We start from the raw sequence: 25,153 nt of genomic DNA on the forward strand, positions 1-25,153 counted from the left end.
GAAGTCCGCGGTCACATGAGCTGAAGTCCCAGATCAAGGACTGTCGCGCTACGGCTGGTACCAGGCGTCGCCGCCATCTCGTAGCGCGCGGTGGAGGTAGTCCTGCAGATTGTTGGCGACCCACCGGCGGCTGTCGCTCTCGTGTTCCCAGACGAAGATGTCGGGACGTTCAGGCGTCTGCACGAAGGCGAACTGGTCACCGCCCCCGTTGTCCCCGAAGAAGAGGAAGGGGGTGAACGGCATGTAGAGCTGCGCGAAGGTCTGGTCCGACCAGAACTGGAGGTTCGTCTCGACGATCTGATCGACGGACCAGACGGTGTCCACGTCCAGGTGGCCGATCATCCCGTCGGTCTCGAGAAGGAGTTGCCGAAGCTCCGACGGGAGTGTCCGCCCGAGTCGCGTCTGTGCCGCGAGGAGAACGGACGCCTGCGCCGGTTCTCGTAGGCCCACGCCGGGGAAGACGGCTGTCGCTGCTTCTGTCCACATGAACCGGAGCTTAGCCAGCCACCTCATTCGTAGAAGCAGGCCGCCCTCAACATGCAGGCGATCAAGCTCCAGTCGGGCTGGTCCGGGACGGATCCTGTTCGATTCTGCGCTCGGGGAGAGGCCGCCGCCTGGTATGGACGTCCCCTCGGGCTCGGGCCACTACCGCACTCTCGAGACCGATGAGGGAGCCGCAAGTGACTGACAGCACGCCGTGCTCGCACCGCAGTTGACCTGGATCCAGGACGCCATGCTCACCCGGCCCGGGACACCCCCTCTTCCTCTCCGTTCCGCTCAGCCAACTACCAGTGGATCTGAACCCGAGCAGACGTCAGCTTCGAATGTCACGCCCTCAGTGCACCGAGCGCCCCATGGGGTCAGGCCGACCGGCCCGAGCGCGGCCGCGCCGCCGAAACCGAGTAGCTTCCGCCGGGAAGCGCGTCTGCCCTCGCGGCGAGACAGGCCCGCGCTGTGGACTGCCCGCGCCGGTCGACGTCGCGCGGGCCAGCCCCATGGGGTGGTCGACGCGCATCGTCACGCAGGGGGCGCTCCGCGCCGGATGGTCTCCACGGCAAGTACCGCGTCGGGGGGCTTCACGAGTTCCCTGGTGGCGACGGCCACGAGGTGGGCGGGCGCGTCACCCTCCAGTAACGCGGTCACATACGCGACGGCCTCGGACGGCGAGAACACCGGCACCCTGCGGCGCAAAGCCCGCACGGCGTGCAGGCGTCCGCGCGTAGACGCGAGGTCGCGGAGCACATCGTGCAGATCGTCCACGGCGGTGCGCACCGGCAGCCCGCGTATCCGGGCGCGGTAGTCGTCCTGCCACTGGTCGTCCAGCGCGGAGACGACGCCGATCTGGTGCAGACCCCCGTCGACGCGGTCGACCAGGTACGGCCCGTTGCCCGCCAGCTCGAACCGCCGATCCCCAGTGCGCACGAACTCCTCGGACGTCCAGTAGACGATCCACACCAGCTCGTGCTCCTCGACGTCCAGCACTGCCATGCGCAGCACCTCTGCGCCTTCAGCACGCCACCGTTGGTAGTCGCGCTCCAACTGTTCCTCGACGGCCCGAACGGCGGCTTCTCGCTCGATCACGCCCGCAGCGTCCCGCACGGGCCCCCGAGCCGGCCAGCCCTTTACGCCCCGTATGCCATCCGCTCGCCGCGCCCGGCCTGCTGTCCGGGAGACCGGCGGCGAATCCCACCGCTCACACCCCGCCAGTACCGGGCCGCCACCAGCGCGGAAAAAGTGGGGCAAATTGTCGATAGGGGCGCGTGGTGCCGGGTACCCGGCGGCGGCTGGACCCGCACACCGGAACGGAGAGCAAGCCATGGCGCACGGTACGAGTGCCCGGGAGGTCGTGGACGCCCTGAAGGACGTCGACTTCCCGGCGACCAAGGACGAACTGGTGGAGGCCGCCCGACGGTCGGGCGGCGGATCGGAGGAGGTCGTCGCGGCGCTGCGCGCCATCCCGCCGGACGAGTACGCGAACAAGGACGAGGTGGCGCGGTCGGTACGGGTGGACCCCGCCTCCGACCTCGACCTGAGCCCCGCGCAGCGCGCTGAGCAGGCACGCAAGGGCGGCAGGCCGGGCCAGTCCCAGCATCTGCGGGACGCGCCGAAGCCGCCGATCCAGGAGGAACTGGACAGCTGACTCGCACCGGCGGAACGGCCGAGCACGAGGACGGGAGAGCATCATGGTCGGCAAGAAGATGGAAGGCAACGAGGAGCAGCGCAGGGCCGCGGCCCGTGAGGCGGCGGCCGTCGGCGAAACCCCCAGCGCCCGCAACGAGACCACGGGCGCCTCCAAGCAGCGGACGCATCTGCGCCACGGCGGTTCCGCGACGCACGAGGACCGGATCGCGGCGCAGCACCGTGGGAAGCAGCAGTGGCGCCCCGGTGATCTGGCCGAGGAGCCGGTCAAGGACCCGGCGGCGGCCGGCGCGGAACGCACGTTCGTCGAGGGTGAGCGCCAGGAGTACACCCAGGAGCACGAGCGGGTGTTCCAGGCGGTGACGGCGGCGCAGGCGGCGCACGACGGCGAGGCCGTGCTCCTGGACGACATCGCCCGGCAGGCGGACATGCCGCCGGACGAGACGCGGGCGCTGCTGCACGATCTGACGCGGGTGCACCGCCTGGTGACGGAGCTGGCGGGCACCGACACCCCCGACATGGGCCCCCGCTGGGAGGCGAAGCCCCGGCTGTGACCCGCGGCGTCACCCGGTCACATACGGTCACCGCACCCCGCGCGTGCCCGACGTGCCCCGTGCTGCTCAGCGGCCTTGATCCGGCTTTGAGGCCCGGAGGAGCGGTGTTATGTACGCTCCCAGCACAATGGCCGCACAACGGCGGGGGAATCGTAGACCACGACTCGGCGTTATGGCACGCATGGGTGATATATCCCGAGACGGTCAGGAAGGCAGCCCGCCCTCGTACGCAGCCGCCCTCGCACGCCTGGACGAGGACCGCGCCGGCACGCTGGCGCGGGTGGCCGCGCTGAGCCGCGACTTCGACGCGATCGTCGCTGCGAACGCCTTGGTCGCCGTCGACGACGAGCACGACCCTGAAGGAGCCAGCACCGCCTTCGAGCGGGCTCACGTGGCCGCCCTCCTCGCCCAGGAGCGCGAGCACCTGGAAGAACTCGACCAGGCACTGGGACGCCTGGAGCGGGGCGAATACGGGCAGTGCGCGGGCTGCGGCGGGACCGTCGCTCCGGAGCGCCTGGAGGTCCGTCCTGCGGCAACCACTTGCATCCGATGCGCCCAGTCCGACCCGCGTCGGCCGCGACGCCCGGCCTGACGCGTTCGATGCCTTGCGGGCGGGCACCGACGAAGCCGGGACCGCCGCAGCTACGAGCCGAGTGCATCAAGGAGCTGGAGTGCGTCCGCAGCGAGTCGGGCCCGCTCTCTGGGCGCATGCTCGATGGATGCCCAGCCGTTTGCAGTTTCCCAGGGGTCTGTTCATCGTCTACCGGGCTTCCGGTGCGACCTGCCAGGCCCTTCGTCGATGCGCAGGAGCTACTGCCGCAGGGTGTGGATGAGGTGATCGACCACGTCGGGGAGGCGGTTGCGCGGCTGGTAGGCCGCTCGTTGGCGGTCCGCACCTGTGCCGCAGGCTCGCAGGCGTGCCCAGCCGGTGCGGACGGTGTCCAGGTTGCCGTCGTGTTCCAGTACCGGCGCCACGTGGGTGAGCAGCCGCTGGACGAGGTGGGTGGCGGGGGCGAGGCGGTGGGTGTGCAGGTCGACGCCGTTGCCGGTCAGCCCGTCATGGGCCGCACGCCAGCACGCCGTGCGCAGCATTTCCGGCAGGGGCCGCGGGGGCGGCGTCCCGGCATCGATGTCGGTCAGTGCTTTCGCGGCCAGCGCTCTGATGACGGCGGCCAGGAGGAGGGTGTCCTCCGGGCTGCTCGCGGCGTCGGCGACCCTGATTTCCAGGGTGGGCAGGTGATGCGAGGGACGGATGTCCCAGTAGAGGCCGCCGCGGTCCATGATGGCGCCGGTTGCCGTGAGGTCGGCGACCAAGTCCTCGAAGTGGGCGCGAGACTCCAGGAACGGGGGAGGGCCGGCGGCGGGCCAGCGGGCCCAGGCCAGCCAGCGCCAACTCGCGTGCCCGGTGTCGCGGCCCTGCCAGTACGGCGAGTTGGCCGAAAGTGCGATCAGGGCCGGCAGCCAGGGTCGCAGGTGGTTGCTGACCCGCAAGGCCGTGTCCACGTCCGGCATCCCGACATGGACGTGGCAGGCGCACACGCTCTGTTCGTCGTCCAGGGCGCCGAACTGCGCGACGCTTCGTGCGTACCGGCTCCCCTCCGTCCAGGGCGGCGGCATCGGCTGTCCCAGTACGGGCGTGCCGCTGGAGATGACACGTAGCCCGTGGTGCGCGGCGGCCCGTGTCACCGCCGCGCGCATCGAGCGGATCTGCTCGGCGAAGTCGGCCAGGCGGGTGTGCGGATCCGTGCGTGCCTCGATCTGGTACCGGGTGAGCTCCGTGGTGACCCGGTCACCGAGCTCGGTGGCCGCCTGTGCCACCACCTTCTCCGCCTCCGGGCTCACCGCGCGCGTGACCGGATCGACCAGCAGGTACTCCTCCTCGGCCCCCAGGGTCGGACTCCGACTGGACACGCCTGCATTTGGTGACGGGCGCGAGGAGTCGCTGGCCCGGACCGGCGGGGAGTGCTGCGCATCCGGTGCCGGGTCCCCGGTGCCCGCCGCGGCCCGCAGCTCTTCGCTGGACATGGTGACCATGGTGTCACAGCGCGTGAGGGACGGCGGGGGAGGGAAGACTGGAACCCGGTGAACGCGGCGGCCACGCCTCGTAGTCCGCGTGCAGGCCCGCATGGAGGAGCAGCATGCCCGAGCAGCCCCGTACCGGGAACCGGACGCAGATCCTGATCGCGGGCGGCGGTCCGGCGGGATCGACCGCGGCGACCCTGCTGGCCCGGCAGGGCTTCGCAGTGACGCTGCTGGAACGCGACCGTTTCCCGAGATACCACATCGGCGAATCTCTCCTGCCCTCCCTGCTGCCCCTGCTGGATCTGATGGACGCCCGGCATCTGGTGGAAGGCCATGGGTTCGTCCGGAAGAGCGGGGCCTTCTACGGATGGAGCGGCCAGGAATGGTCGCTGGGCTTCGACGAGCCGGGCCGTCCGGCCACCTACAGTTTCCAGGTGGTCCGGTCCCAGTTCGACGCTCTGCTCCTTCGCCACGCACAGGCTCAGGGTGTGGACGTGGCGGAGGAGACCAGCGTGCGGCACGTCGCACTGGACGGCGGCCGGGCCGGTTCGGCGGCCTGGGCCACCAAGGACGGACGCCGAGGAGAGACATCTTTCGCCCACTTCATCGACGCCTCCGGGCGAGCCGGCGTGCTGGGCGCGCGGCAGTTGCGCACCCGGCACTTCCACGATGTGTTCCGCAACGTCGCCACCTGGGGATACTGGCGCGGGGCCGCACCGTTGGAGCAGGCTCCCGAAGGGGCCATCGGGGTGTTCTCGCTGCCCGAGCACGGCTGGTTCTGGGCCATCCCGCTGCACGACGGCACGCTCAGCGTCGGCCTGGTCACCGACAAGCGCTCCTTCCAGCGAGCCCGGCAACGGCTGCGCACGACCGACGCCGTCTACCACGAAGCGCTCGCCGATTGCCCCCTGCTGGGCCGCATGCTCGCCGACGCCCGCCTGGCCTCACCGCTGAAGGTGGAGAGCGACTACTCGTACGTCAGCGAGAAGTTCTGCGGCCCCGGCTACTACCTGGTGGGGGACGCGGCCTGCTTCCTCGACCCGCTCCTGTCCACCGGCGTTCACCTGGGCATGTACAGCGGCCTGCTGTGTGCCGCCGCCATCGGCAGCATCTTGCGGGAAGAGGTGACCGAGGACGCGGCCCAGCGCTTCTACCAGATCGCCTACCGGCACGCCTACGAACGACTCCTCATCCTGGTCAGCGCCTTCTACCGCATCCACGACGGACGGGACACCTACTTCCGCGAAGCCCAACGCCTCAGCCACCGTGACCAGTCGGGCCTGCGGCTGCACGAGTCCTTCCTCAACATCGTGACCGGGCTGGAAGACCTGCGCGACGCGGGCGAGGACGCCGTCGCTACCCTCCACGAAAAGCTGCGTCAGCCTCTGGAGGGCCGCGCGTCCCACGGCCTCGGAGGCCACGGCACCAGCCACATGCTCCCGCTCCCCACGAGCGCGGAGCACGCACAGGCCGGCTTCTACCTGACCTTCGAACCCCACCTCGGCCTCCGCTCGGCACGCGGGCGCGGGCGCCGCCGGTGACGGGCGGTTCTCACCGACCGTCACCGGCGGCGTTTCCGGTCAGGGGCCGGTGTCGCCGGGGTGGGAGCAGAGTCCGCCCTGATAGTTGCTGTCGTACCAGGCGCCGGTGGCGTCGGCGTCCAGGTTGGTGCGGCCGGGCCCCACGCAGCGGTGGTAGTTGGACCGGGGCCACCGCTTGACCTGGATCCACACGTTGGTGTCGGTGGCGCAGTGCTCGTAGTAGGGCCGCTCGCCGCCCCGCCCCTCGTTCCAGCCACACCCTGCGACGGAGGAGCCCGCACGAGCCGCGGAGGACGTCTGGATGACGGAGGTCGGGGCGGCTGACGTGCCGGCCGAAGCCGGCGCCGATGTCAGTCCGCCGATGGTCAGCGCCGCTGTGATGGCGATGGATGCGCAGTGCCTTGCCCTGAGGAAAGTCATAGCAGCATGGCTATCGGGGTACCGCGTGGCACGGGAAGGCATCGAGGAGGAAACCCCTCAAACGAGGCACTTCACCTTGCGGCTTGACCGGCACGCTGCAGCAGCTTCACTGAGCGGCGCTGCCCGGAGGCAGGGGGTCACTCGATGAAGACCTTCACGGAGTCGGCGTTCCCGTCGTTTCGATTGACGCCGATGAAGAAGTCGCTCCCGATGTGGGTAACATCTTCGATCTCGTCGGCCAGGCTGTTCCCTGGAATTCCGATATCGCTCTCCACGTCACCTCCGGACCAGTTGTACTGGTACACCCAGTTCCAACCGGTTTCCGGCGTTGAGGTGTTGATGGACTTGGTGTTCCAGATGTAGTTCTCGGAGCAGTCAATTCCTTGGTCGGAACGATTGTCGTGACTCGTCAGATCGCTCTTCACCAGCGTCCATCCGCTCGTCAGTGAACCGGCGCCGGGATGGGTCCACAGATTCCCCGAGCGGCGGGCAGCGTATTTGCCGGCTCCGCCGGCCGCCGTCGCGCTGTAGCAGAAGCCGCTGATATTGCCGATGGGCAGCCGGACTACCTCGCTTGCGCCAACAGAACCCGACGAGTTCAGGTGGACGATCGTCACATCGGGGCTCGGGTAGGCCGATTGACTTCCTTGGGTGGCGATCAGGGCGGGCCCCTGGCCCTGATAGTTCGGCTGGTAGGCGAGATCGTTGCCGTGGCCTAGTGCGGGTATGGAGGTCGGCGCGCCGGCACAGGTCCAGCTGGCTCCGTCCCAGGTTGAGCCGTCGCGCAGCCATCTGGACAGGACAGGCTCCGCCCCGCCCGCCTTGGTGAAGATGATGTAGAGCTGGCCGCCCGGACCCGCGACCATGCCTTGCATGACAGTGCGGCCTGCCCTGCACGCACCGCTGTTGGGAATGTTCAGCCGTTCCGCCCCGCTCCTGTCCGTGGCGGCCTGGGCGGACGTTGTCGAGGCGATGGCGATTCCGGTCAAGAGTGCCAGTACGGACGCGAAACTCAGTAGTTTCTTCACTCGGCGCCTCTCCATTGTGGATAAGGGGATAAGGGGAGGAGGCTAGCATTTGGCGTGTACCTTGCATGCGAGATCACAACAACTGGAATAGCGCATACCGGTCGTGACAGACAGACAGACAGACAGACAGACAGTCAGACAGTCAGACAGTCAGTCAGTGTCGAGCGCTCTGCCATCGCTTCAAAGGTAGATCGCTGTCGACTGCCGCCGCCTCGCCCACCTGTCCCTCGGCGCCACCCTGCAGACCCTGCACACCCTGCTCGCCCTGCACACCTTGGCCGCCCTCGCAGCCAGCCTCCGCCTGCCGCAGACCCAGCGCATCCACCAGTTCGGCTGCCCCGAGCCGGTCTGTCCCTCTACGGTGTCCGTGCTGTGATCCATCGAGGCGAGGAGACAACGCCGTGGTCCCGTCAACGTTACGTCGACCCTCCGGATCGACCCCGCGCCCGAGCCGTCGTCCCCGGCGGATGGCGCGTCGTTCCGTTGTCAAAGGCTCTCTCACCGCCGCGCTCGCGGCGCTGGTGCTCGCCGCGACCCAGTCCGCTGCCTACGCCGGAGGCCCCTACCGGTGGGCGCAATACAGCGACGTCGGCAAGCGCCTGACCGTGTGCGCTCAGACGCTCGATGTCCGCAGCTCCTACGGTGGCACGCCGTTCGCCCAGCTCACCAGTGGACAGACGTTCACCGTCTACCAGAATTACGCGGAGTTCGGCAGCGAGTACGTGCGCGGCTTCGCCTGGGGCAATGTCAACGCGGAGGGATTCGTGCAGAACGGATGGTTCTGCTGAGGAGCCCCTCCCGAGCCAGGACGGGGACCCGGCCGGGTCCCCGTCCTGCGGTGACTCCCGGCGCCGGGGCGGCTCGGACGTGGTGGCCCCCTACGATCTTCAACTCCCCACTGATGAACGCGAGTCGTGGAGGTGAGTCATGAGCGAGCGTGCCGTGCATACGGTGTCCGTGCACACGGTGGAGGTTCCGCTGGACGGCGACGGTGACGCATACGTGCGGGTCCAGATCAGGGACGTCGACGAGTCGCTGGTCCGGGTGGGCCGGGGCGGTCGCCCACTCGCGCGGGCGGAACGGTCGCTCGGGCAGATGCTGGACACGGTACGTCCCGTGGCGGAGAGCTTCGTATCGCGGTTCAGGGGGCTTGCGAACGCACCGGACGAGATGACCCTGGAGTTCGGGGTGTCCCTGTCGGCCGAGGCGGACGTGGTCATCGCCAGCACGGCGACGGAGGCGAACTTCTCCGTGAGCCTCACGTGGAACAGGGGCGTTGCCGGAGATCGGAACGCGGGTATGGAATAGGGGAGTTGGTGCTGCCGGTCCACAACGCGGCGTGGTGGCGGGGGAGGGCACAGTGGCGGATGCGCAGGGCCGTGACCGCGAGGAGGCCGAGGCGGCGCTCGTCCCGGCGGTCGTGCGCGTCAAGGGGCTCGACGGCGCGATCGGTGGGGCCGGATTCCTCATCGCCGCGGACCTGGTGCTGACGTGCGCGCATGTCGTGTCGGACGCGCTTGACCGGCCCCGGGACGAGATGATCGCCCCCGGCACCGGGGTCAGGATCGATGTACCCCTGGCGGGCAACGCCGACGGCGTCGACGGAGGCGAGCAGAGCGCCGAGGTGCGGCACTGGATCCCCATCAGACCGGATCAGACCGGCGATGTCGCGGTGCTGCGCCTGCGGCGGCCGATCGGTGGTGCACGCCCCCTTCCCCTCGCCGACGCGCACAACGGCGTATGGGATCACGATGCGCGCGCCGTGGGCTTCACCGACGACCACCCCGACGGGATCTGGCAGAGCGGCAGGTTCCGCGGTCCCACGCGGCAGGGCTGGATCCAGCTCTCGCGCGCCGACAACGAGGCCGTGCACGTCAAGGGTGGTTTCAGCGGCAGCCCCGTCTGGGACGACGAACTGGGCGCGGCCGTCGGGATGATGGTGGCGGCGCAGCCGGTGCGGGAGGCGCAGCAGGCGTTCGTGCTGCGGACGCGAACCCTGCTGAAGGAAGTGCCCGAACTCGCCGCGCACGTGGACCCGCCCACCCCCTTCCGCGGCCTGGCCACGTTCCAGGAGGAGGACGCGGACGTCTTCTTCGGCCGTGACGACGACATCGAGCGCGTTGTCACCGCCCTGCGGGGCGAGCGGGCCGCGGTCACGGTGTACGGGCCCTCGGGTTGCGGGAAGTCGTCCCTTGCCCTGGCCGGTGTCGTGCCACGCATGAGGCGGCAGGGTCACGTCGTCCTTCAGGTGGACGCCACCCGCTGGACGTCGCTGCGGGCCGCTCTCGCCACCGAACTGTTCGAGAAGGTGCGCGCGGCGCCGGCGGATCCGCCACGGGCCACCAGCGTCGACCAAGTGGAGTCATGGCTGGCCGAGTTGGGGCTTGCGGACACGGTCCACCGCACCCTGGGAGCGTCGGCGGGTCCGCTGCTCGTCGTGCTCGACCAGGCCGAAGCGCTCCTGGGCAGGTCCCGTACGCTGGCCGACGAAGCCGCCGACCTGCTGCTGCCCGAGCGGCCGCAGCCGGGGACGCGGGTGCTCCTCACGTTGCGGGCCGACCTGATGGACGAGGCGCTCAGGCATCCGCGCCTGGGCCCAGCCCTGAAGCGGGGCGTGACGGTCCCGCTCACACCGATGTCCCGGGAGCAGCTCGCGGAAGTGGTCAGCCGGCCCCTCCAGCAGGTGCCGACCGTGGAGTACGAGCCGGGGCTGGAGCGTCGCATCCTCGACGACGCGGGCGGCGAACCGGGCATCCTGCCGCTCCTGGGCTTCGTCCTGGCGCAGTTGTGGGACCACAAGCGGGCCGGCCGGTTGCGGGTCGCCACCTACGAGGCGAACGGGGGCGTGTCCGGTGCCCTCAGACACCATGCCGAGCAGGCCTGGCGGGAGTGTGTCGGCCAGGAGCACGCGGACAGCGGTGACGACGAGGAGGCGGAGGCGCTTCGGCTGCTCACCGGCCTGGTCCAGGTGCTGCCGGGCAGTGAGGTCCCGCTGCGCCGCCTGCTCACCCGGGACGAGACCGGCGAAACCCGGTGGCGGATCGCGCAGGCGCTCGCCGCCCGGCGGCTGCTCGTGCTGCACGGGGACGAGGGCGAGCCGCAGAGTGTGGAACTGGCGCACGAGGCGCTGGTCGGCGCGTGGCCCACGCTCGCCCGTCAGGTGCGGACCGACGCGGAGTTCCTGGCCGGGCGGGCGGAGCTGGAGCACGACATCAGACGCTGGCTCACCGCCGACAAGGCAGCCGATCTGCTGCCCGGCTCGGTACAGCTCGTGTCGTTGCGGGGTCAACTGCGCGGTCGGGAGAGCGAACTCACCACGCAAGAACGGGAATTCCTCCACCTGGCCGAGCGACGTCACCGCGAGCGCCGCACCCGAGTACGGGCCGCCTGGATCGCGGCCGCTGTGGTGCTCGCGCTGCTGGCGGGCCTGGGTACGTTCCTCGTCTACCAGGAGCGGATCAGCACCCAGCGGGACGCGGAGGGGCGCTCGCGTGCTCTGGCCGTGCAGTCGGACGGGCTGACGGACAGCAACCCCGGCAAGGCCGCCCTGGCAGCCCTCGCGGGATACGAGACCGCCCCGACCCTGGAGGCCCGTAGCGCGCTGATGCGACGTTACGAGGAACTGCGGGACGCGGCGTGGATGCTGACGGGAGCCGAGGGGCCGATCCAGGACGCCGCCATGAGCGCCGACGGCGTGGTGTCGCTGGTGACGACGGAGACCGGCCGCGCGACCCTGTTCGTGCGCTCGGCGAAGGGCCGGATCAGGCAGGAGCAGCTCCGCCTGGGCGTGAACGTACTGGTTCCCGCCGTCAGCCGGGATGGGCGGCGCATCGCCTACGTCCACGACGCCGACGGTACGGTGACCTGGCACGACGTACACCCCACCGGACGTCGGCTCCTCGGGCCCGCCCACCGGCTCAGCGGTGAGCTCCCGGACATCTCGATGGGCGCGTACGGACTCGACGTCAAGATCATGGATTTCTCCCCGGACGGCAACCGACTGGTCGCCGTATCGGCGTCGTCGGCCGAGCGTCCCGTACGGGTGTGGGACCTGCGGACCGGGCGGTTCCGGCAGACGCCGGGGCGAACCTCCGGACTGTCGGAGGTGTGGTCAGGACCGGACCCGAACACCATCGTCGCCCGGCGCAGTGACGACGACGGCACGATGCTGACGGTCGACCTGCGCACCGGCCGGCTGCGACAGCTGGCCAAGAAGACCGAGCTCGACGGCAACGCGGTGTCCGGCGACGGCAGCGTCGTGATCACGTGCCGGCTGGAGAAGAAGGGCCCCGACGACCTCGGTGAAGCGCGGTACCAGGCCATGCGTGTGTCGGACGGCCGGATGCTGAACACCTACAAGCGGGGCGAGAACGCGAGCTGCTGGGACATCGCGGTCAACGAACGGGGCACACACTTCGCGGTGATGGGCAGTACCGGGGAGTGGACCCTTGTCGAGACCCGACGGGGCGGCGCAGCCAAGAAGTTCCTCGGCCCCACCTCCACGGAGGAAGTCAAATCCCTGCCCTTGCTGGGTACTTCCGATCGTCCCGTTCTGGTGTCCCGGAGCAGCGAGGCGGTGACCGGGTGGGCGATGGTGCACGGCGACGGCAAGACCACCTTCAGCCCGCCGCACCTGCTGGACAACGGGAACAGCATGGTCGTCCGCCTGGGTGAGCAGGCCGAGACCCTGCGGGTGATGCGGACGGAAGGGGAGAACCAGACCCTCGCCGAGGTGAGGATCAAAGCCGCCGTCCCTCCCAGCGCCAAACAGGAGCTCCAGGTCAACGACGACGAAACCCTGGTGGCGGACGTGTCGGACCGCAACCGCGTCACCGTCAGGGAACTCCCCTCGCTGCGCCGGGTGGCACAGTTCACCACCGCACGTCTTCCCGCCAAGAGCGGGAAGAGCCCGAACGAGGGGCTGGACCTCACCGGCCCTGAACTGCTGGTCTTCCGCTTCCTGAACGACCGGCAGCTTCTCACGGTCTCCGGCACACGTGTCGAGCAGTGGGACGCCCGCACGGGCCGACGCCTCGCGCGGCCGATCGACCTGCCCGACCTGCACCTCAGCAAGAAGAAGAAGCCGGCCTTCTTCGTCGGGCGGCACCGGGAGCCCGGTCACCTGTCGGTGACCGTGCACGGTGAGCCCTACGTGTTCGCCATCGACAAGCGCACGGGCAAGGAGAACGAGAAGCTGCGCCTTCGCCTCGGCGACGACCTCGGCACAGCCATCTTTCTGCGCGATTCCCGGTACGCGGCGGTGTACACCGTGGGCGGCATGGTGGAACTGTGGTCGGCGCCGCCCGGCCGGACGCCCGAGCGAGTGGCCGGGCCGCTGGGCCCGCTGAACGAGAATCGCTGGACCGGGGGCGGCTTCGGGGACACGGGTTTCTTCGTGGCGAACGACAGCTCCGTGCGCTTTCTGAAGGCGGACGACCCGGCTTACCAGGACTGGTACGAATTCCAGAACGCGCAAGGCTTCCTGGCCGCGAGCGAGGACGGCAAGGCCCTGCTCAAGTCCCCTGAGGCGGGCGGCAGGGTCGACCTGCTCCGGCTCGACCCCGCCCGGTGGAGACGTCATGTGTGCGCCGTCCTCGGCCGCGACCTCACACCGGACGAACGCGGCAGCCTGCCCAGCGGCCTGCCGGACGAGGTCTGCCCCGACTGATGCCCGGGGACTTACTCGTGCACGTGTGGGCTACTGATGCCCGCGCGGGGCTATGCCTCAGCCCGCGCTGTGTCTGCCGACGGCATGGCCGGTCGGTTCCGTTCGCGCATCCGGAGGCTGATCAGCGCGGTGATGGCGAAGACCGCGGCCTCGTAGCTCATGGCGTGCCGAAACGCGGCGCCCGGGCTTGCAGCGGGTGCGAAGTAGACGAGCCCGGCCGCTGCCACCCCGATCGACCCGCCCAGTTGCTGAGCCGTGGGCAGGAGCCCGGACACAGAACCGGCCGCGCTGGCGTCCACGCGCGCAAGCACCAACGCGAACACCGAGGCGGTGAACGAGCCGAAGGCGGCACCGCCGAGAGCCAGGACCGGCAAGACCGCCCAGCGTCCGGCCTCCGTGCCGATGAGCGGTGCGAGGGCCAGGGCCGTCCCCGCCAACACCAGCGCAGAGACGGTGAGGACGGCCGACCCGTACCGGCGGGCCGGCGCGGGCGCGCGACGGCTGCCCAGCACGGCCGCCGCCGCGAACGGAGCCGACGTCAGGGCGGCCTTGAGGGCGGGATACCCGAGGGCCGACTGCAGATGCAGGAACAACAGATACGTGAAGGACGGCACCCCGGCGTTGAAGACGAACACCAGCAGCACCCCTGCCCGCGCCCCGCGGTCGTGGAACAGCGACGGATGCACCAGGGGATCCGGCCGGTGCGGGAGCGTCAGGGCGAAGCAGCCGAGGACGGCCACGGACACGGCCAGGGAGGCCCACGTCCACCAGGGCCAGCCGGCTTGTCCTCCCACCGCGAGCGGCAGTACCAGCGCACCGAAACCCACGGTGGTCAGCAACACGCCCACCCCGTCCACGCGCCGTCCGGCCGCGCCTCGCGTGCGGGGCAGCACGGTCGCACCCGCGAGCGAGACGAGTGCCACCGGCACCGTGACCAGGAACACCGAGCGCCAGCCGAGCCCGAAGAGGTCGGCGCCGACGAGAAGTCCGCCGATCAGCGGACCGGCCAGTGACGCCACTCCCATCGTGGCGCCGAACAGGCCGAGAGCCCACGGACGCCGGGCCATGGGCACGGTGACCTGGATGATCGACAGAACCTGCGGGGCGACCAAGCCGCTGCCCGCGCCCTGGACCAGCCGCGCCGTGACGAGGAACGTGGCATCGGGAGCACACGCGGCAGCCACTGAACCGGCCGTGAAGACGACAGTGCCGAGGACGAACAGCCGCTGGTAGCCGTACCGGTCGCCGAGGCGCGCGGCCGTGATGAGCAAACAGGCGTAGGTCAGGGTGTAGCCGGCCAGGATCAGTTGCACGGCACCTGAGCCGGCGCCCAGGTCGCCTTGGATCGCCGGGGCGGCGATCTGCGCGACGGTGACGTTGAGCAACTGTACGAAGGTCGCGCTGAGCACGACCGGCAGGACGAGCCGGTTCACAGGGCGAGGGCCGCGGCGAGTTCGCCGGGCCGGGCGGCGAACGGGCTGTGGCTGCCGGGCAGGGTATGCACGGTGAACGGGCTCTCAGGGAAGGCCCGGTCGGCTTCCGCGATCATCACGTCCTGCACGGCGGGTGCCAGTGCCCGGTCCTCGGCGCAGCGCAGGAAGGTCCGCGGTATTCGTCCCCACCGTGCCGCGCTCAGGGTGACTGGAGCCGACGGAATCGCCAGGGGCAGATCAGGGCTCAGCACGGACCGCCACCGGTCGAAGCGGTCCAGGGGAGTGTCGTGGTAGTGGGTTTCCCGCAGTTCGTCGAGGTAGGCGGGGTCCGTCGAGAGCGGATTGATCCGTACGGCGCCCAGGGCCTCGGGGTTGCCCAGGTTCAGGTTCTGGCCCAGCGCGGAGGTGTTCTCGGGTGAGCCCAGGTAGTCGAAGAACCGCGGCCGCCCGCCCGGGACGAAAGCGGACAGGTAGACGATCCGGTCCACCAGTTCGGGCGCCCGCTCGGCGGCCAGGGACGCGGGACCGCCGCCCGCGCTGTGCGCGACGAGCACGACCGTGCGGTGGTGGCGCACCTGGCGCAGGACGCCCAGCACTGCCTCGGCGCAGTCGTCCATCGTCAGGCCGGCGAGCTGTGACTTCTCCGTCAGCAGGCCCGGCTGGCCGGGCAGCAGGTATCCGCTGGGCAGGGGCGCGTCGAAGCCGTGCCCCGGCAGGTCGACGGCCACGCTCGCGGCGCCGAGTCCGGCCAGGGCGCGTTGCGTCGCCGCCCACTGTCCGGAGCTGTGCCAGGCGCCGTGCACGAAGACGTAGACGGTGTCGGTCAGGAAGACGTTCTTCATGCCTCCACTTCAGACGGAACGCATCACGCCATCCACTCATAGATCTCATAAGTGGCTTGGCGATATCTTCGAGGTATTGCCGGCGGACGAGGGGAAGGACGGGGAGCGGTCATGGAAGCGCGGCACCTGCGGTACGCGGTTGCTCTCGCCGAGCACGAACACTTCGGCCGGGCGGCCCGCGCACTGGGCATCGCGCAGCCGCCGCTGTCCAAGCAGATCGCCGACCTCGAGCGCGAGGTCGGGGCCCGGCTGTTCGACCGCACACGTCACGGGGTGTTCCCGACCGCCGCCGGCGAGGCGTTCCTCGCGCGGGCGCGCCGGGCGCTCGACGAGATCGCGGCGGCCACGGTCGACGCGGGCCGGGCCGCGCGCGGCGAGACGGGACGTCTGCGCCTCGGCTTCATCGCCTCGGCACTGCTCGACCCGCTGCCGGGCGTCCTGAGCCGGTTCGGCCGTGAACGACCCGATGTGAGACTGGAGCTGCACGAGATGGCGACCAGCCGCAGCAGCCCGGCTCTCGTCGCCGGGGAGCTGGACGTGGCCTTCACCCTCGGCCCGCCACGGGGCGCCGGAGCCGAGCATCTCGTCTCCGTCCCCGTCGGACACGACCACGTGATCGCCGTGGTGCACACGGCACACCCGTTCGCGGGTCAACAGGCGGTCTCAGCCGATCAGTTGCGGCGACAGCAGCTGATCGTGTCGGCCGGTGAGGACGAGCCCGCCGTCGTCGCCGGGCTGTGCACCCTGCTGGGCGCGGACGCACCGGCTCTCGGCGGCGCGACCGTCGCGAGGGACGTCCACACGATCATCGGCCTCGCCGCCTCGGGCGTCGGCGTCGGCCTGGGACCGTCCCGCATGAGGGCGGTCCCGCGCCCGGGAGTGCGGTTCTGCGACGTGACCCCGCGCACGCCCCTGCCCGATCTCGTCCTGTCCTTCACGGCCCGCGACCACTCCCCGGTGCTGCGCGCCTTCCTCGACACCATCCGGAAGAACTGCTCCGACGTCGGCGCCGCGCTCGACGACCGTCTCCGGCCGCCCACTTGATCCGGTCACGATGTGACGATCTCCCTCGACGGCTTCATGCTCATCGGGGACCGGGAGCGGCTGCTGGACCACCTGGGGGACGGAATCCAGGGTTACCGGGTGTCCGAGCTGGTCGGCTCGCCGACCGTCACCCACGCGGTGCTGGTCCGTCGCTGAGCCGCGTCCTGCCCTGCAACGGGCCCGGTTGATGGACCGGCGTGCTCGTCAGCGGCAGGAGGAAGTGGTGGCGCCGTCATCGTCCTCGCGCTGGAGGGGCGGCCTCGGCCTTTTGGGCCTCAATGGTCCCCACGTCCGGTCCGGTGGAACCCGTGGTGACGGCGGCAGCATGGTCGACCCGGGCCGATCTCGTCTTGCGGCGCCGTCCGCGGATCAGCGCCGCGGAGGCGGGGGTGTTCCGATGGGCCCCTGGAGCTGGTCGTCGTCGTGGATGGGCAGGCGGCACCAGGCGGTGGCGCCGTGGTTGGTGAAGCCCCAGTCGCCGCCCAGTTCCTCGACGAACACGGAGGTGAGGAGCAGACCGCGCCCGGACTCCTCCATCGGCGCGACCACTTGGGGCTGAGGCGCCTCCTCGATCTCTGTTCCGTTGTCGATCTCGAGATGGATCAGGCCCGGCTGCGGTGACCAGCTGCGATAGCTCACCGAGTGCCCCTTGCCGTGCAGGACGGCGTTCGTGAGTAACTCGGAGAGGACGACGAGCACGTTCTTCAGACGCTCCTCCGGCATCCGGCACGAGTTCCGTAACCACGCGGCTCCGATGCGGCGGAGGCGTGGCACGACATGCGGCTCTCTCTCGCCCGCGGCGGCGATCTGCGAGGGCATGACGGGCGGCATCACGGCAAGCGGAACGCGGGACTGACGTGCGGGCTTGCTCCGTCGCTGCTGCCCGAGGGCCGCCAGATTGCTGACGCTCACGGTGCTGGGGCGAGTTGACAGGTCCATCTGGTGCGCTCCTGCTCATCGGTGTGGCTGGCACCACAAGCGAATCGCTCATGCACTGGTCCCGGTACCTGGGCAAGGGGTCCAGGGTGAACAAAGTGAACAAAGATCATCTCCGCCCCGTTCCCCGAATGGCTGACTTCCCGCCAGCGCCACGATGGGCGGGTGGAAAGGAGCGGTAGCGTGAGCGAACGTGCCGGGTCGGCATGCTGCCAAGCCAGGTCGCACCAACTGACCAGAGGTCGTTTTCCACTGCGGGAGAGCCCACGATGGCGCGCGAGAGAAACGAGCGGCTCCAGGCACTGCTGCTGGAGGCCTGCTGGTCACGAGCGCAGGCAGCTGCCGCGTACAACCGAGTCGCCGGGGAGACCCTTGACGGCGGCGAGGCGGTGGAGAACTCCCACATCGGGCGCACACACGTAGCCGCGTGGGTCGAAGGCACGAAACCGACGGGCGTCGCATCCGCTGTGTTGTGCGAGGCGTTGTCCCGCCGTCTGAAGCGTGCAATCACGCCACAAGCGGCGGGGTTCGCAGTTCCCACCTCACCAGCGCAGGAGGCGCTGGACTGGCGCGTCGATCCGTTGATTGCGCTGAGCGAACTGGGGAGTGGAGTGGACGCGAGCCGGCGTCGCCTGATCACTGGCGGGGTGTACTCCGCCGCAGGGCTTGCGCTGCCTGACCCGACCTGGTGGGAGACCATGTCGGAGGGGCCGAAGGTCGACGCGCCGGTATCCGGGAAGCGCGTCGCCGGCGGGGACGTGGGAACGGTGCGTGAGCTGACCGTGGCGTTCTCCAGCATGGATCAGCGCCGGGGAGGCGGGCACGGCAGACGGGCGCTCGACGAATACCTGGAAGGCGAGGCCGCACCGTTCCTGAAGGGACGCTTCCCCGACGATCGTGTGCGGCGGGACATGTTCGGCGCGGTCGCGGAGCTCACCTACGTGTCCGGCTGGATGGCGTTCGACAACAGTGAGCACGACGTGGCCCTCAGACGCTTCAACGCTGCGGTCAAGCTGGCCGCCCGGGCGGGCGACGCTCCGTTGAGCGGGCACATTCTGAGAGCGATGGCTCACCAGGCGCTCGACCTCGGGTTCCGGGGCGAAGCCCTGGAGATCGCGCAGGCGTCTGTGCAGGGCGAACGGTATGCCGCCGCCACGCCGCGCGAGCGGGCACTGCTCGGCGTCGTGCACGCGCGCGCTCTAGCCGCCAACAAGTTGAACAAGCAGGCAGCACACGCACTGCTCCGTGCCGAGGACGATCTGAGCGAGGCACACGACGGTATTAGGGAGCCGGAACGCACCTTCTTCTTCGGAGAGGCCTCACTCGCGCACGAGACGGCGTGCACACTCCGGGACCTGGGCGACCCGGAGCGTGCCATCAGGCAGTTCCGCCGATCTGTGCGAACGCGCGGGGCCGCGTTCCGGCGCACGAACGCCGTGACCCTCGGATACCTGGGGGCGACGCAGATCGGTCAGGGAAGAGTCGAGGAGGCCTGCGCCACGTGGACGAGAGTCCTGGACGCCGTGGAGGAGGGCATGTACTCCGGCCGGGCGCGACAGGCGGTCGAGGACATGCGCACGTTGCTCAGTCCGTATCACCGGCGCGGCATTCCGGCCGTCGGCGTTCTCGACGCCCGGGCAGCGTCGTATCTGTCGGAAGTAGATTGACCCGGGCGGTAGTGGCGACGGAGTGGAAGGATCAGGACATGGCCTTGGAGCTCGAGCCGATCGGGGAAGTCGTCGAGGGCCGCACCGAGGTCGTGGACGACTACTGGGGCGGCATCGAGTCAGTGATCCAGCTCGACGAGAAGTTCCCCCTCGACTCCGTGCAGGGCCTCCCTGAATTTTCCCACCTGATCGTCTTGTGGCACTTCGACCAAGCCTCGCCCGAGGACGTCGAGTACCACGCCCGAAGCCCGCGCGGGAACGCCGCCTGGCCGGCCACCGGCACCTTCGCCCACCGGAATCACCGCAGGCCCAACCAGCTCGCGCAGTCGTTCCCGCGACTGCTTCAGATCGACGGCCTGCGGCTTCGCGTCACCGATCTGGACGCGGTCGTCGGGACGAACATCTACGACCTCTCGCCGTACTTCGCCGAGATGGGCCCCCGAGGGCCCATTCGCGAACCGGCCTGGCCCGGGGAGATGTTGGCCGACTACTGGACGGAGAAGTAGACGCGTCCGTCTTGCGGGGTGGCGCATTGCGGCGACTTCGCCGTTCGTCCCTGATCGCAGCCTGGCAGAGGCCATCCGTACCTGAGGGAGGCCGCCGACGTTCTGGCGGTCGGACTCGCCGTGGCCGGCACGTTCGGCGGTTGGGACGCCCCGCCTGTCGACGCCGGACCGTCTCCATTTCCGGCCGAACGACGGGGGCTGGGCGGAAAGGGTTTGTCCCAAGGCCGGAGGTCGACGATGATCTCCGCATGACGACCAGAAAGGGCCATGCCCTCTAGGCGCCCTGTTCGGCTCTCCACCGCTCGCGCGCCGCCGGCCGCTGCTTTTCGCAGCGCCGATCGCCGTGACCCGCCAGCCCAGGAGAGCCCGCCCATGCACCAGACCACCCTCGTTCCCTACGCCCGCCTTCCCCGAGCACACCGTGACCGCCACGTCCTGACCAGTACCGTCGACGTGTTTGGTGCCGCCCATTGGCTGCTTGCCGACCGCGTACCGCAGCCCGGCGGCGAGGTACAGCCCTTCGACGCGCTCGTCGTCTCCGTCGAGCCGGGCGGCGATGTCGAGTTCACCGAGCTGAGCGCGGTGCGGTCCCGCTGGCCGCGCCTGGATCGTCTGCCCGACGGCGGGTTCGTGGTCGCCGCTCCCCGCACCCGCCGGTATCAGGACTCCGACCAGGTCCAGGTCTTCGACGCGCTGGGCCGTGAGACCTCGTCCTTCTCGGTCGGGGATGCCATCGAGCATCTGCTCGTGGACGAGGCCGGCTACGTCTGGGTCGGCCACTTCGACGAGAACCCGGACGGGATCCGCCGCTGGACCACCACCGGCCAGCCTGTGTGGAGCTCGTACGGCGCCGGTATCCCCGGCCTCTTCGACTGCTACGCCCTGAACGTGTCGGGCACCACCGCCTGGGCGTGCACCTACACGGACTTCCCGCTCATCGAGATACGCCCCGAGCGAACCGACCGGACCGTGCGGGTGTGGGCGAACGACATTCGGGGTGCGCATGCGTTGGCTGTCCACGGCGAACGGGTCGCCTTCTACGGTGGCTACGACGGGGAGCGGGACCGGCTCGCCTGCGGGGAGATCACCGAGACCTCGGTCGAGCCGACCGGCGTCGGCGTGCTGAGCCTCCCCGACGCCCCCGCCCCCGCCCCCGCCCCCGCCCCCGCCCCCGCCCCCGCCCCCGCCCCCGTCCCCGGCCGCCGACGGGCCGTCAGCCGGGGTAGCAGGATCTATGTGCAGGCCGAGCCGTTCACCGCCTGGGGCGTGTTCGATCTCGACAGCTGACGCTCGGCAGTGCCCCGGGGCAAGTCCTCCGTCGCGGCCGATTGGACCCGGCCATGTGAGAGGCGACCGCGCTGGTTCGGGCGGCAACCACATGCGATCACTTTTGCAGCGGGTCCGGGTCCGCGTGCCTGCTCACCGGTAGATGTCGGTCGCGCAGGCACGTCGGCCGACACGTCATACCCGGGGAAACTGCTGCACGCGTCCTGGGGACCGTCACTGGAAGACCGACTCCTGCTGGCGGCCGCGTACCGGCGGACGAACGACGGCCCGAAAGTACGGTCCGTTCAGGGTTCGAGGGGCAGGAGCTGGACCAGGCCGACCCAGTTCTCCTCGTCCACTTCGGTCTGCATGGCGCGGACCCTCCAGCGCCCGGCGGGCAGAGGGACGGGTGCCTCGGCGGGCAATCCACCACCGGGGTACTCGATGCCAAGGTCGGAACCCGCTTCGGCGGAGTCCATGAGCACCGCCGGGCCATCGGAGGACCAGGTGCCACACTGCTCCCACACCGTGGCCGGGTCGGCGAGGACGGTGTCCGTCGCGGCTCTCAGTCCGGCCTCGGAGTCGGCGGCGCGCCACCGCAGGAACGCTCGGTGCTGGGGCAGATAGCAACTGGTCGCCGGCTCGTCCGCCAGCACCAGTGCCTGCGCACCGTTCTCGTCGATGGGGATCACGCCGGCCAGGTCGTCCACCGCGCAGGCCCGGTCGTAGTCGTCCGGGGCAGCGCCGTCTCCCGCCATGAGGCCCTTCTCCGTGCACCCGCCCCAGGAGGCCAGGGCGGAGACGGGGACGACGATCAGAGGGCCGCCCATCGACTCGACCCAGACAGGGGAGAGGCCAGAGGCGTCGTTTGCGACGGATGAAGAGGTGATCATGCACGTCAGTGTGGTCTCACCCACTGACACAACGTTCCTGAGCCAGAGGAGACCGCTCGCGGCCATCAGCTGTGGGCATCTTCGTCGGCGGCTCAACTCCGCGACGCAGAAAGCGAGTTCCAGCCTTTGTCCTGATAGCGGAGAAAGAAGACGGGCGTGCGCGTCAAAGGGCTTCCGGGATCGGACCAAGGCCGCTAACTTCCTTGAAATGAACCGGTCATACTTCGCGTAGTCCGGTGCTCCACGGCGCGACGGCGCGCGCCGAGCTCTCCCAGCCCGACCTGGTTCAGGAACCCCCCAACGGAACCCACCCCCCAACGGGAGGCCCCCGTGCGCACACGTACGCCCAGATCCACGAGAGCACGACGACATCCCAGACTCCGCCGCCTGCTCGCGCTGGCCGTCCCGGCCCTGCTCGCGGCAGGCGGGCTGACCCCGGCCGCGATCGCCGCGGAGGCGCCGCCGGCGGCGGCGGTGGCAGACACGTTCCAGCAGGTCACCCTCGCGAAGGGGGTGGCCGAGACGGGCGAGCCGATGACCCTCGCCGTGCTCCCGGACCGCTCGGTCCTGCACACCTCCCGGGACGGCACCCTGCGGCGCACCGACGCGGCGGGCACCACCGCCGTCGCCGGGAAGCTCAGCGTCTACAGCCACGACGAGGAGGGCCTGCAGGGCGTCGGGGTGGACCCCGGCTTCAGCTCCAACCGCTTCGTCTACCTCTACTACGCCCCGGTGCTCAGCACGCCCGGCGGGGACGCGCCCTCGGACGGCACGGCGGCCCAGTTCACCCCCTTCGACGGTGTCAACCGGCTCTCGCGCTTCGTACTGAAGGCGGACAACAGCCTCGACCTGGCCAGCGAGAAGAAGATCCTCGACGTGCCCGCCTCGCGCGGCATCTGCTGCCACGTCGGCGGTGACATCGACTTCGACGCGGCGGGCAACCTCTACCTCTCCACCGGCGACGACTCCAACCCCTTCGCCTCCGACGGCTACACGCCGATCGACGAACGCTCCTCCCGCAACCCCGCCTACGACGCACAGCGCTCCGCCGGCAACACCAACGACCTGCGCGGCAAAGTGCTGCGCATCAAGGTGAACTCCGACGGCTCGTACTCCATACCCAGCGGCAACCTGTTCGCGCCCGGTACCGCGAAGACCCGGCCCGAGATCTACGCGATGGGCTTCCGCAACCCCTTCCGGATGACCGTCGACAAGCCCACCGGAATCGTCTACCTCGGCGACTACGGCCCCGACGCCGGAACCGCCAGCGCCACACGCGGGCCCGCGGGGCAGGTGGAGTTCAACCGGATCACCTCGGCGGGCAACTACGGCTGGCCGTACTGCACCGGAAACAACAACGCCTACGTGGACTACGACTTCGCCACCAGCACCTCGGGCTCGGCCTTCAGCTGCGCGGCGCCGAAGAACACCTCACCGCGCAACACCGGCCTGACCGACCTGCCACCCGCCCGCGCGGCCTGGATCCCGTACGACGGCGGCTCGGTACCCGAGTTCGGCAACGGCTCCGAGTCGCCGATGGGCGGTCCGGTCTACCGCTACAACGCCTCCTCGACCTCGGACGTGAAGTTCCCGCAGGAGTACGACGGCGACTTCTTCGCCGGCGAGTTCGGCCGCAAGTGGATCAAGCGCATCGAGCAGGACGGCAGCGGCACCGTGCAGTCCATCAACGCCTTCCCCTGGACCGGCACCCAGGTGATGGACATGGCGTTCGGCCCGGACGGCGCGCTCTACGTCCTGGACTACGGCACCGGCTACTTCAACGGCGACGAGAACTCCGCCCTCTACCGCATCGAGTACGCGGAGAACGGCTTGGCCCCGATCGCCGCGGCCAAGGCCAACGTCACCTCCGGCAAGACGCCGCTCGCCGTCTCCTTCTCCTCCGCGGGCAGCTCCGACCCGGAGGGCGGCGCGCTCGGCTACTCCTGGACCTTCGGCGACGGCGGTACCTCCACCGCGGCGAACCCGTCCCACACCTACACCGCCAACGGGCAGTACACGGCGACGCTCAAGGTCACCGACCCGACCGGCAAGTCGGCGACGGCCTCGGTGCAGATCACGGTCGGCAACACGGCCCCGACGGTCAAGGTCGACCTGCCGCTCAACGGCAGCATCTACGACTTCGGCGCGGCGATCCCGTTCAAGGTCACCGTGACCGACCCCGAGGACGGGACCGTCGACTGCTCCAAGGTCAAGGTGACCTTCATCGTCGGCCACGACAGCCACGGCCACCCGCAGACCTCCACGACCGGCTGCACAGGCACCCTGCAAACCCTCGCGGACGGTGAACACGACCCCAACGCCAACATCTTCGGCGTCATCGACGCCGAGTACACCGACAAGGGTGCGAACAGCCAGCCCGCGCTGACCTCGCACGCCCAGGCCATCGTCCAGCCCAGCCACCGCCAGGCCGAGCACTACGGCTCCACCTCGGGTGCCAGTGTGGTCAGCCACACGCCCGCGCACGGCGGCAAGACGGTCGGCAACATCGAGAACGGCGACTGGATCTCCTTCACGCCGTACACCCTCGCGAACGCCACCTCCTTCACCGCCCGGGTCTCCTCGGCCGGCGCGGGCGGCACCATCGAGGTGCGCGCAGGATCCAGCACAGGCACCCTGCTGGGGACCGCGACCGTGCCGGTGACCGGTGACTGGGAGACCTTCCAGGACGTGACGGCCCCGCTCAGCAATCAGCCGGCCGCCTCGACCTCGCTCTACCTCGTCTTCAAGGGCGGCAGCGGATCCCTCTTCGACGTGGACGAATTCTCCTTCGCGACCTCCACCTCCTCCCGCACGGGGGAGATCAAGGGCGTCAACGGCAAGTGCCTGGACGTGCGCGGCGGGGACACCGCCGACGGCACGCAGATCCAGATCTACACCTGCAACAGCAGCTCGGCGCAGAAGTGGACGGTCGGCTCGGACCAGACGTTGAAGGCGCTCGGCAAGTGCCTGGACGTCTCCGGTGGCGGCAGTGCGGACGGTACGAAGGTCCAGCTCTATACGTGCAACGGTTCCGGTGCGCAGAAGTGGGCGCCGCAGTCCGACGGTACGGTCCGCAACCCGCAGTCGGCCAAGTGCCTGGACGCCTCGGGCGGCACCTGGCCGGACAGCACGCCAGTACACCTGTGGACCTGCCACGCAGGTGTCAACCAGAAGTGGACCCTGCCGTGACGAAC

General features: G+C 69.9%; 22 protein-coding genes. 13 read left to right on the top strand and 9 right to left on the bottom strand.

The window, feature by feature from the left end:
- Positions 1–48 precede the first annotated feature (48 nt).
- Positions 49–486, bottom strand: a complete 438-nt coding sequence (locus tag C1N81_RS43860) for an SMI1/KNR4 family protein (RefSeq protein ID WP_394437463.1) — start codon at positions 484–486, stop codon at positions 49–51.
- A gap of 531 nt (positions 487–1,017) precedes the next feature.
- Positions 1,018–1,581, bottom strand: coding sequence for a YrhB domain-containing protein (locus tag C1N81_RS43865; protein WP_394437465.1), 564 nt, complete (start codon positions 1,579–1,581; stop codon positions 1,018–1,020).
- Between the two features lie 235 nt (positions 1,582–1,816).
- Here C1N81_RS43865 and C1N81_RS43870 point away from each other — a divergent pair, with 235 nt between their 5' ends.
- From C1N81_RS43870 to C1N81_RS43880, 3 genes are all read left to right on the top strand, one after another.
- Positions 1,817–2,140 carry a DUF2795 domain-containing protein gene (locus C1N81_RS43870; RefSeq protein WP_394437467.1) on the top strand — a complete coding sequence of 108 codons (324 nt, stop codon included), beginning with the start codon at positions 1,817–1,819 and terminating at the stop codon, positions 2,138–2,140.
- Positions 2,141–2,183: 43 nt separating this feature from the next.
- Positions 2,184–2,693 carry a hypothetical protein gene (locus tag C1N81_RS43875; RefSeq protein ID WP_394437468.1) on the top strand — a complete coding sequence of 170 codons (510 nt, stop codon included), beginning with the start codon at positions 2,184–2,186 and terminating at the stop codon, positions 2,691–2,693.
- Between the two features lie 181 nt (positions 2,694–2,874).
- Complete coding sequence (locus C1N81_RS43880; RefSeq protein ID WP_394437470.1) at positions 2,875–3,285, top strand: TraR/DksA family transcriptional regulator; 411 nt, start codon at positions 2,875–2,877, stop codon at positions 3,283–3,285.
- A gap of 218 nt (positions 3,286–3,503) precedes the next feature.
- Here C1N81_RS43880 and C1N81_RS43885 read toward each other — a convergent pair whose 3' ends face one another.
- Positions 3,504–4,718, bottom strand: coding sequence for a carboxylate-amine ligase (locus tag C1N81_RS43885; RefSeq protein WP_394437472.1), 1,215 nt, complete (start codon positions 4,716–4,718; stop codon positions 3,504–3,506).
- 113 nt (positions 4,719–4,831) lie between these two features.
- Between C1N81_RS43885 and C1N81_RS43890 the strand changes: the two genes are divergently transcribed.
- Positions 4,832–6,256, top strand: coding sequence for an NAD(P)/FAD-dependent oxidoreductase (locus C1N81_RS43890; RefSeq protein ID WP_394437474.1), 1,425 nt, complete (start codon positions 4,832–4,834; stop codon positions 6,254–6,256).
- 39 nt (positions 6,257–6,295) lie between these two features.
- On the opposite strand, the gene C1N81_RS43895 is transcribed toward C1N81_RS43890, so the two are convergent.
- Together C1N81_RS43895 and C1N81_RS43900 are read right to left on the bottom strand one after the other, a co-directional pair.
- On the bottom strand, positions 6,296–6,676 hold the full coding sequence (locus C1N81_RS43895) for a DUF6355 family natural product biosynthesis protein (protein ID WP_394437476.1): 381 nt from the start codon (positions 6,674–6,676) through the stop codon (positions 6,296–6,298).
- Positions 6,677–6,813: 137 nt separating this feature from the next.
- Positions 6,814–7,704, bottom strand: a complete 891-nt coding sequence (locus tag C1N81_RS43900; protein WP_394437478.1) for a hypothetical protein — start codon at positions 7,702–7,704, stop codon at positions 6,814–6,816.
- Positions 7,705–8,171: 467 nt separating this feature from the next.
- On the opposite strand from C1N81_RS43900, the gene C1N81_RS43905 reads away from it, so the two are divergent.
- From C1N81_RS43905 to C1N81_RS43915, 3 genes are all read left to right on the top strand, one after another.
- Entirely contained in the window at positions 8,172–8,492 is a 321-nt protein-coding gene (locus C1N81_RS43905; protein WP_394437480.1) for a hypothetical protein, read from the top strand.
- Between the two features lie 139 nt (positions 8,493–8,631).
- Entirely contained in the window at positions 8,632–9,012 is a 381-nt protein-coding gene (locus C1N81_RS43910; protein ID WP_394437482.1) for a CU044_2847 family protein, read from the top strand.
- A gap of 52 nt (positions 9,013–9,064) precedes the next feature.
- Positions 9,065–13,372 carry an nSTAND1 domain-containing NTPase gene (locus C1N81_RS43915; RefSeq protein ID WP_394437483.1) on the top strand — a complete coding sequence of 1,436 codons (4,308 nt, stop codon included), beginning with the start codon at positions 9,065–9,067 and terminating at the stop codon, positions 13,370–13,372.
- 50 nt (positions 13,373–13,422) lie between these two features.
- Here the strand turns inward: C1N81_RS43915 and C1N81_RS43920 are convergent, their stop codons facing one another.
- A complete protein-coding gene (locus C1N81_RS43920) occupies positions 13,423–14,805 on the bottom strand; it encodes an MFS transporter (protein WP_394437485.1) in 1,383 nt (460 codons plus the stop codon).
- The gene (locus tag C1N81_RS43925; RefSeq protein ID WP_394437487.1) at positions 14,802–15,647 is read right to left on the bottom strand and encodes an alpha/beta fold hydrolase; all 846 of its coding nucleotides are present in this window, start codon (positions 15,645–15,647) and stop codon (positions 14,802–14,804) included. Before C1N81_RS43925 ends, C1N81_RS43920 begins: the two co-directional genes overlap by 4 nt.
- A 111-nt stretch (positions 15,648–15,758) precedes the next feature.
- On the opposite strand from C1N81_RS43925, the gene C1N81_RS43930 reads away from it, so the two are divergent.
- Together C1N81_RS43930 and C1N81_RS43935 are read left to right on the top strand one after the other, a co-directional pair.
- Positions 15,759–16,691, top strand: a complete 933-nt coding sequence (locus tag C1N81_RS43930; RefSeq protein ID WP_394437489.1) for a LysR family transcriptional regulator — start codon at positions 15,759–15,761, stop codon at positions 16,689–16,691.
- 12 nt (positions 16,692–16,703) lie between these two features.
- Entirely contained in the window at positions 16,704–16,847 is a 144-nt protein-coding gene (locus C1N81_RS43935; protein WP_394437491.1) for a hypothetical protein, read from the top strand.
- 213 nt (positions 16,848–17,060) lie between these two features.
- Here C1N81_RS43935 and C1N81_RS43940 read toward each other — a convergent pair whose 3' ends face one another.
- Positions 17,061–17,630 (bottom strand): ATP-binding protein, encoded by a 570-nt coding sequence (locus tag C1N81_RS43940; RefSeq protein ID WP_394437493.1) that lies wholly within the window; start codon positions 17,628–17,630, stop codon positions 17,061–17,063.
- A gap of 266 nt (positions 17,631–17,896) precedes the next feature.
- Between C1N81_RS43940 and C1N81_RS43945 the strand changes: the two genes are divergently transcribed.
- From C1N81_RS43945 to C1N81_RS43955, 3 genes are all read left to right on the top strand, one after another.
- Positions 17,897–19,294: a tetratricopeptide repeat protein gene (locus tag C1N81_RS43945; protein ID WP_394437495.1), complete on the top strand. Its 1,398-nt coding sequence runs from the start codon at positions 17,897–17,899 to the stop codon at positions 19,292–19,294.
- 38 nt (positions 19,295–19,332) lie between these two features.
- Entirely contained in the window at positions 19,333–19,800 is a 468-nt protein-coding gene (locus C1N81_RS43950) for a TrmO family methyltransferase domain-containing protein (RefSeq protein WP_394437497.1), read from the top strand.
- Positions 19,801–20,172: 372 nt separating this feature from the next.
- The gene (locus C1N81_RS43955) at positions 20,173–21,087 is read left to right on the top strand and encodes a hypothetical protein (protein ID WP_394437499.1); all 915 of its coding nucleotides are present in this window, start codon (positions 20,173–20,175) and stop codon (positions 21,085–21,087) included.
- 284 nt (positions 21,088–21,371) lie between these two features.
- Here C1N81_RS43955 and C1N81_RS43960 read toward each other — a convergent pair whose 3' ends face one another.
- The gene (locus C1N81_RS43960) at positions 21,372–21,959 is read right to left on the bottom strand and encodes an Imm21 family immunity protein (RefSeq protein WP_394437501.1); all 588 of its coding nucleotides are present in this window, start codon (positions 21,957–21,959) and stop codon (positions 21,372–21,374) included.
- A gap of 330 nt (positions 21,960–22,289) precedes the next feature.
- On the opposite strand from C1N81_RS43960, the gene C1N81_RS43965 reads away from it, so the two are divergent.
- A complete protein-coding gene (locus C1N81_RS43965) occupies positions 22,290–25,148 on the top strand; it encodes a PQQ-dependent sugar dehydrogenase (protein ID WP_394437503.1) in 2,859 nt (952 codons plus the stop codon).
- Positions 25,149–25,153: the final 5 nt, after the last annotated feature.

Source organism: Streptomyces sp. SGAir0957 (assembly GCF_043523415.1).

Coding starts and splice junctions, on each gene's coding strand:
- C1N81_RS43905 (WP_394437480.1), top strand. CDS start 8,172: ATGGCGCGTCGTTCCGTTGTCAAAGGCTCTCTCACCGCCGCGCTCGCG.
- C1N81_RS43960 (WP_394437501.1), bottom strand. CDS start 21,959: ATGATCACCTCTTCATCCGTCGCAAACGACGCCTCTGGCCTCTCCCCT.
- C1N81_RS43955 (WP_394437499.1), top strand. CDS start 20,173: ATGCACCAGACCACCCTCGTTCCCTACGCCCGCCTTCCCCGAGCACAC.
- C1N81_RS43930 (WP_394437489.1), top strand. CDS start 15,759: ATGGAAGCGCGGCACCTGCGGTACGCGGTTGCTCTCGCCGAGCACGAA.
- C1N81_RS43895 (WP_394437476.1), bottom strand. CDS start 6,676: ATGACTTTCCTCAGGGCAAGGCACTGCGCATCCATCGCCATCACAGCG.
- C1N81_RS43950 (WP_394437497.1), top strand. CDS start 19,333: ATGGCCTTGGAGCTCGAGCCGATCGGGGAAGTCGTCGAGGGCCGCACC.
- C1N81_RS43870 (WP_394437467.1), top strand. CDS start 1,817: ATGGCGCACGGTACGAGTGCCCGGGAGGTCGTGGACGCCCTGAAGGAC.
- C1N81_RS43925 (WP_394437487.1), bottom strand. CDS start 15,647: ATGAAGAACGTCTTCCTGACCGACACCGTCTACGTCTTCGTGCACGGC.
- C1N81_RS43945 (WP_394437495.1), top strand. CDS start 17,897: ATGGCGCGCGAGAGAAACGAGCGGCTCCAGGCACTGCTGCTGGAGGCC.
- C1N81_RS43890 (WP_394437474.1), top strand. CDS start 4,832: ATGCCCGAGCAGCCCCGTACCGGGAACCGGACGCAGATCCTGATCGCG.
- C1N81_RS43875 (WP_394437468.1), top strand. CDS start 2,184: ATGGTCGGCAAGAAGATGGAAGGCAACGAGGAGCAGCGCAGGGCCGCG.
- C1N81_RS43880 (WP_394437470.1), top strand. CDS start 2,875: ATGGGTGATATATCCCGAGACGGTCAGGAAGGCAGCCCGCCCTCGTAC.
- C1N81_RS43940 (WP_394437493.1), bottom strand. CDS start 17,630: ATGGACCTGTCAACTCGCCCCAGCACCGTGAGCGTCAGCAATCTGGCG.
- C1N81_RS43860 (WP_394437463.1), bottom strand. CDS start 486: ATGTGGACAGAAGCAGCGACAGCCGTCTTCCCCGGCGTGGGCCTACGA.
- C1N81_RS43885 (WP_394437472.1), bottom strand. CDS start 4,718: ATGTCCAGCGAAGAGCTGCGGGCCGCGGCGGGCACCGGGGACCCGGCA.
- C1N81_RS43910 (WP_394437482.1), top strand. CDS start 8,632: ATGAGCGAGCGTGCCGTGCATACGGTGTCCGTGCACACGGTGGAGGTT.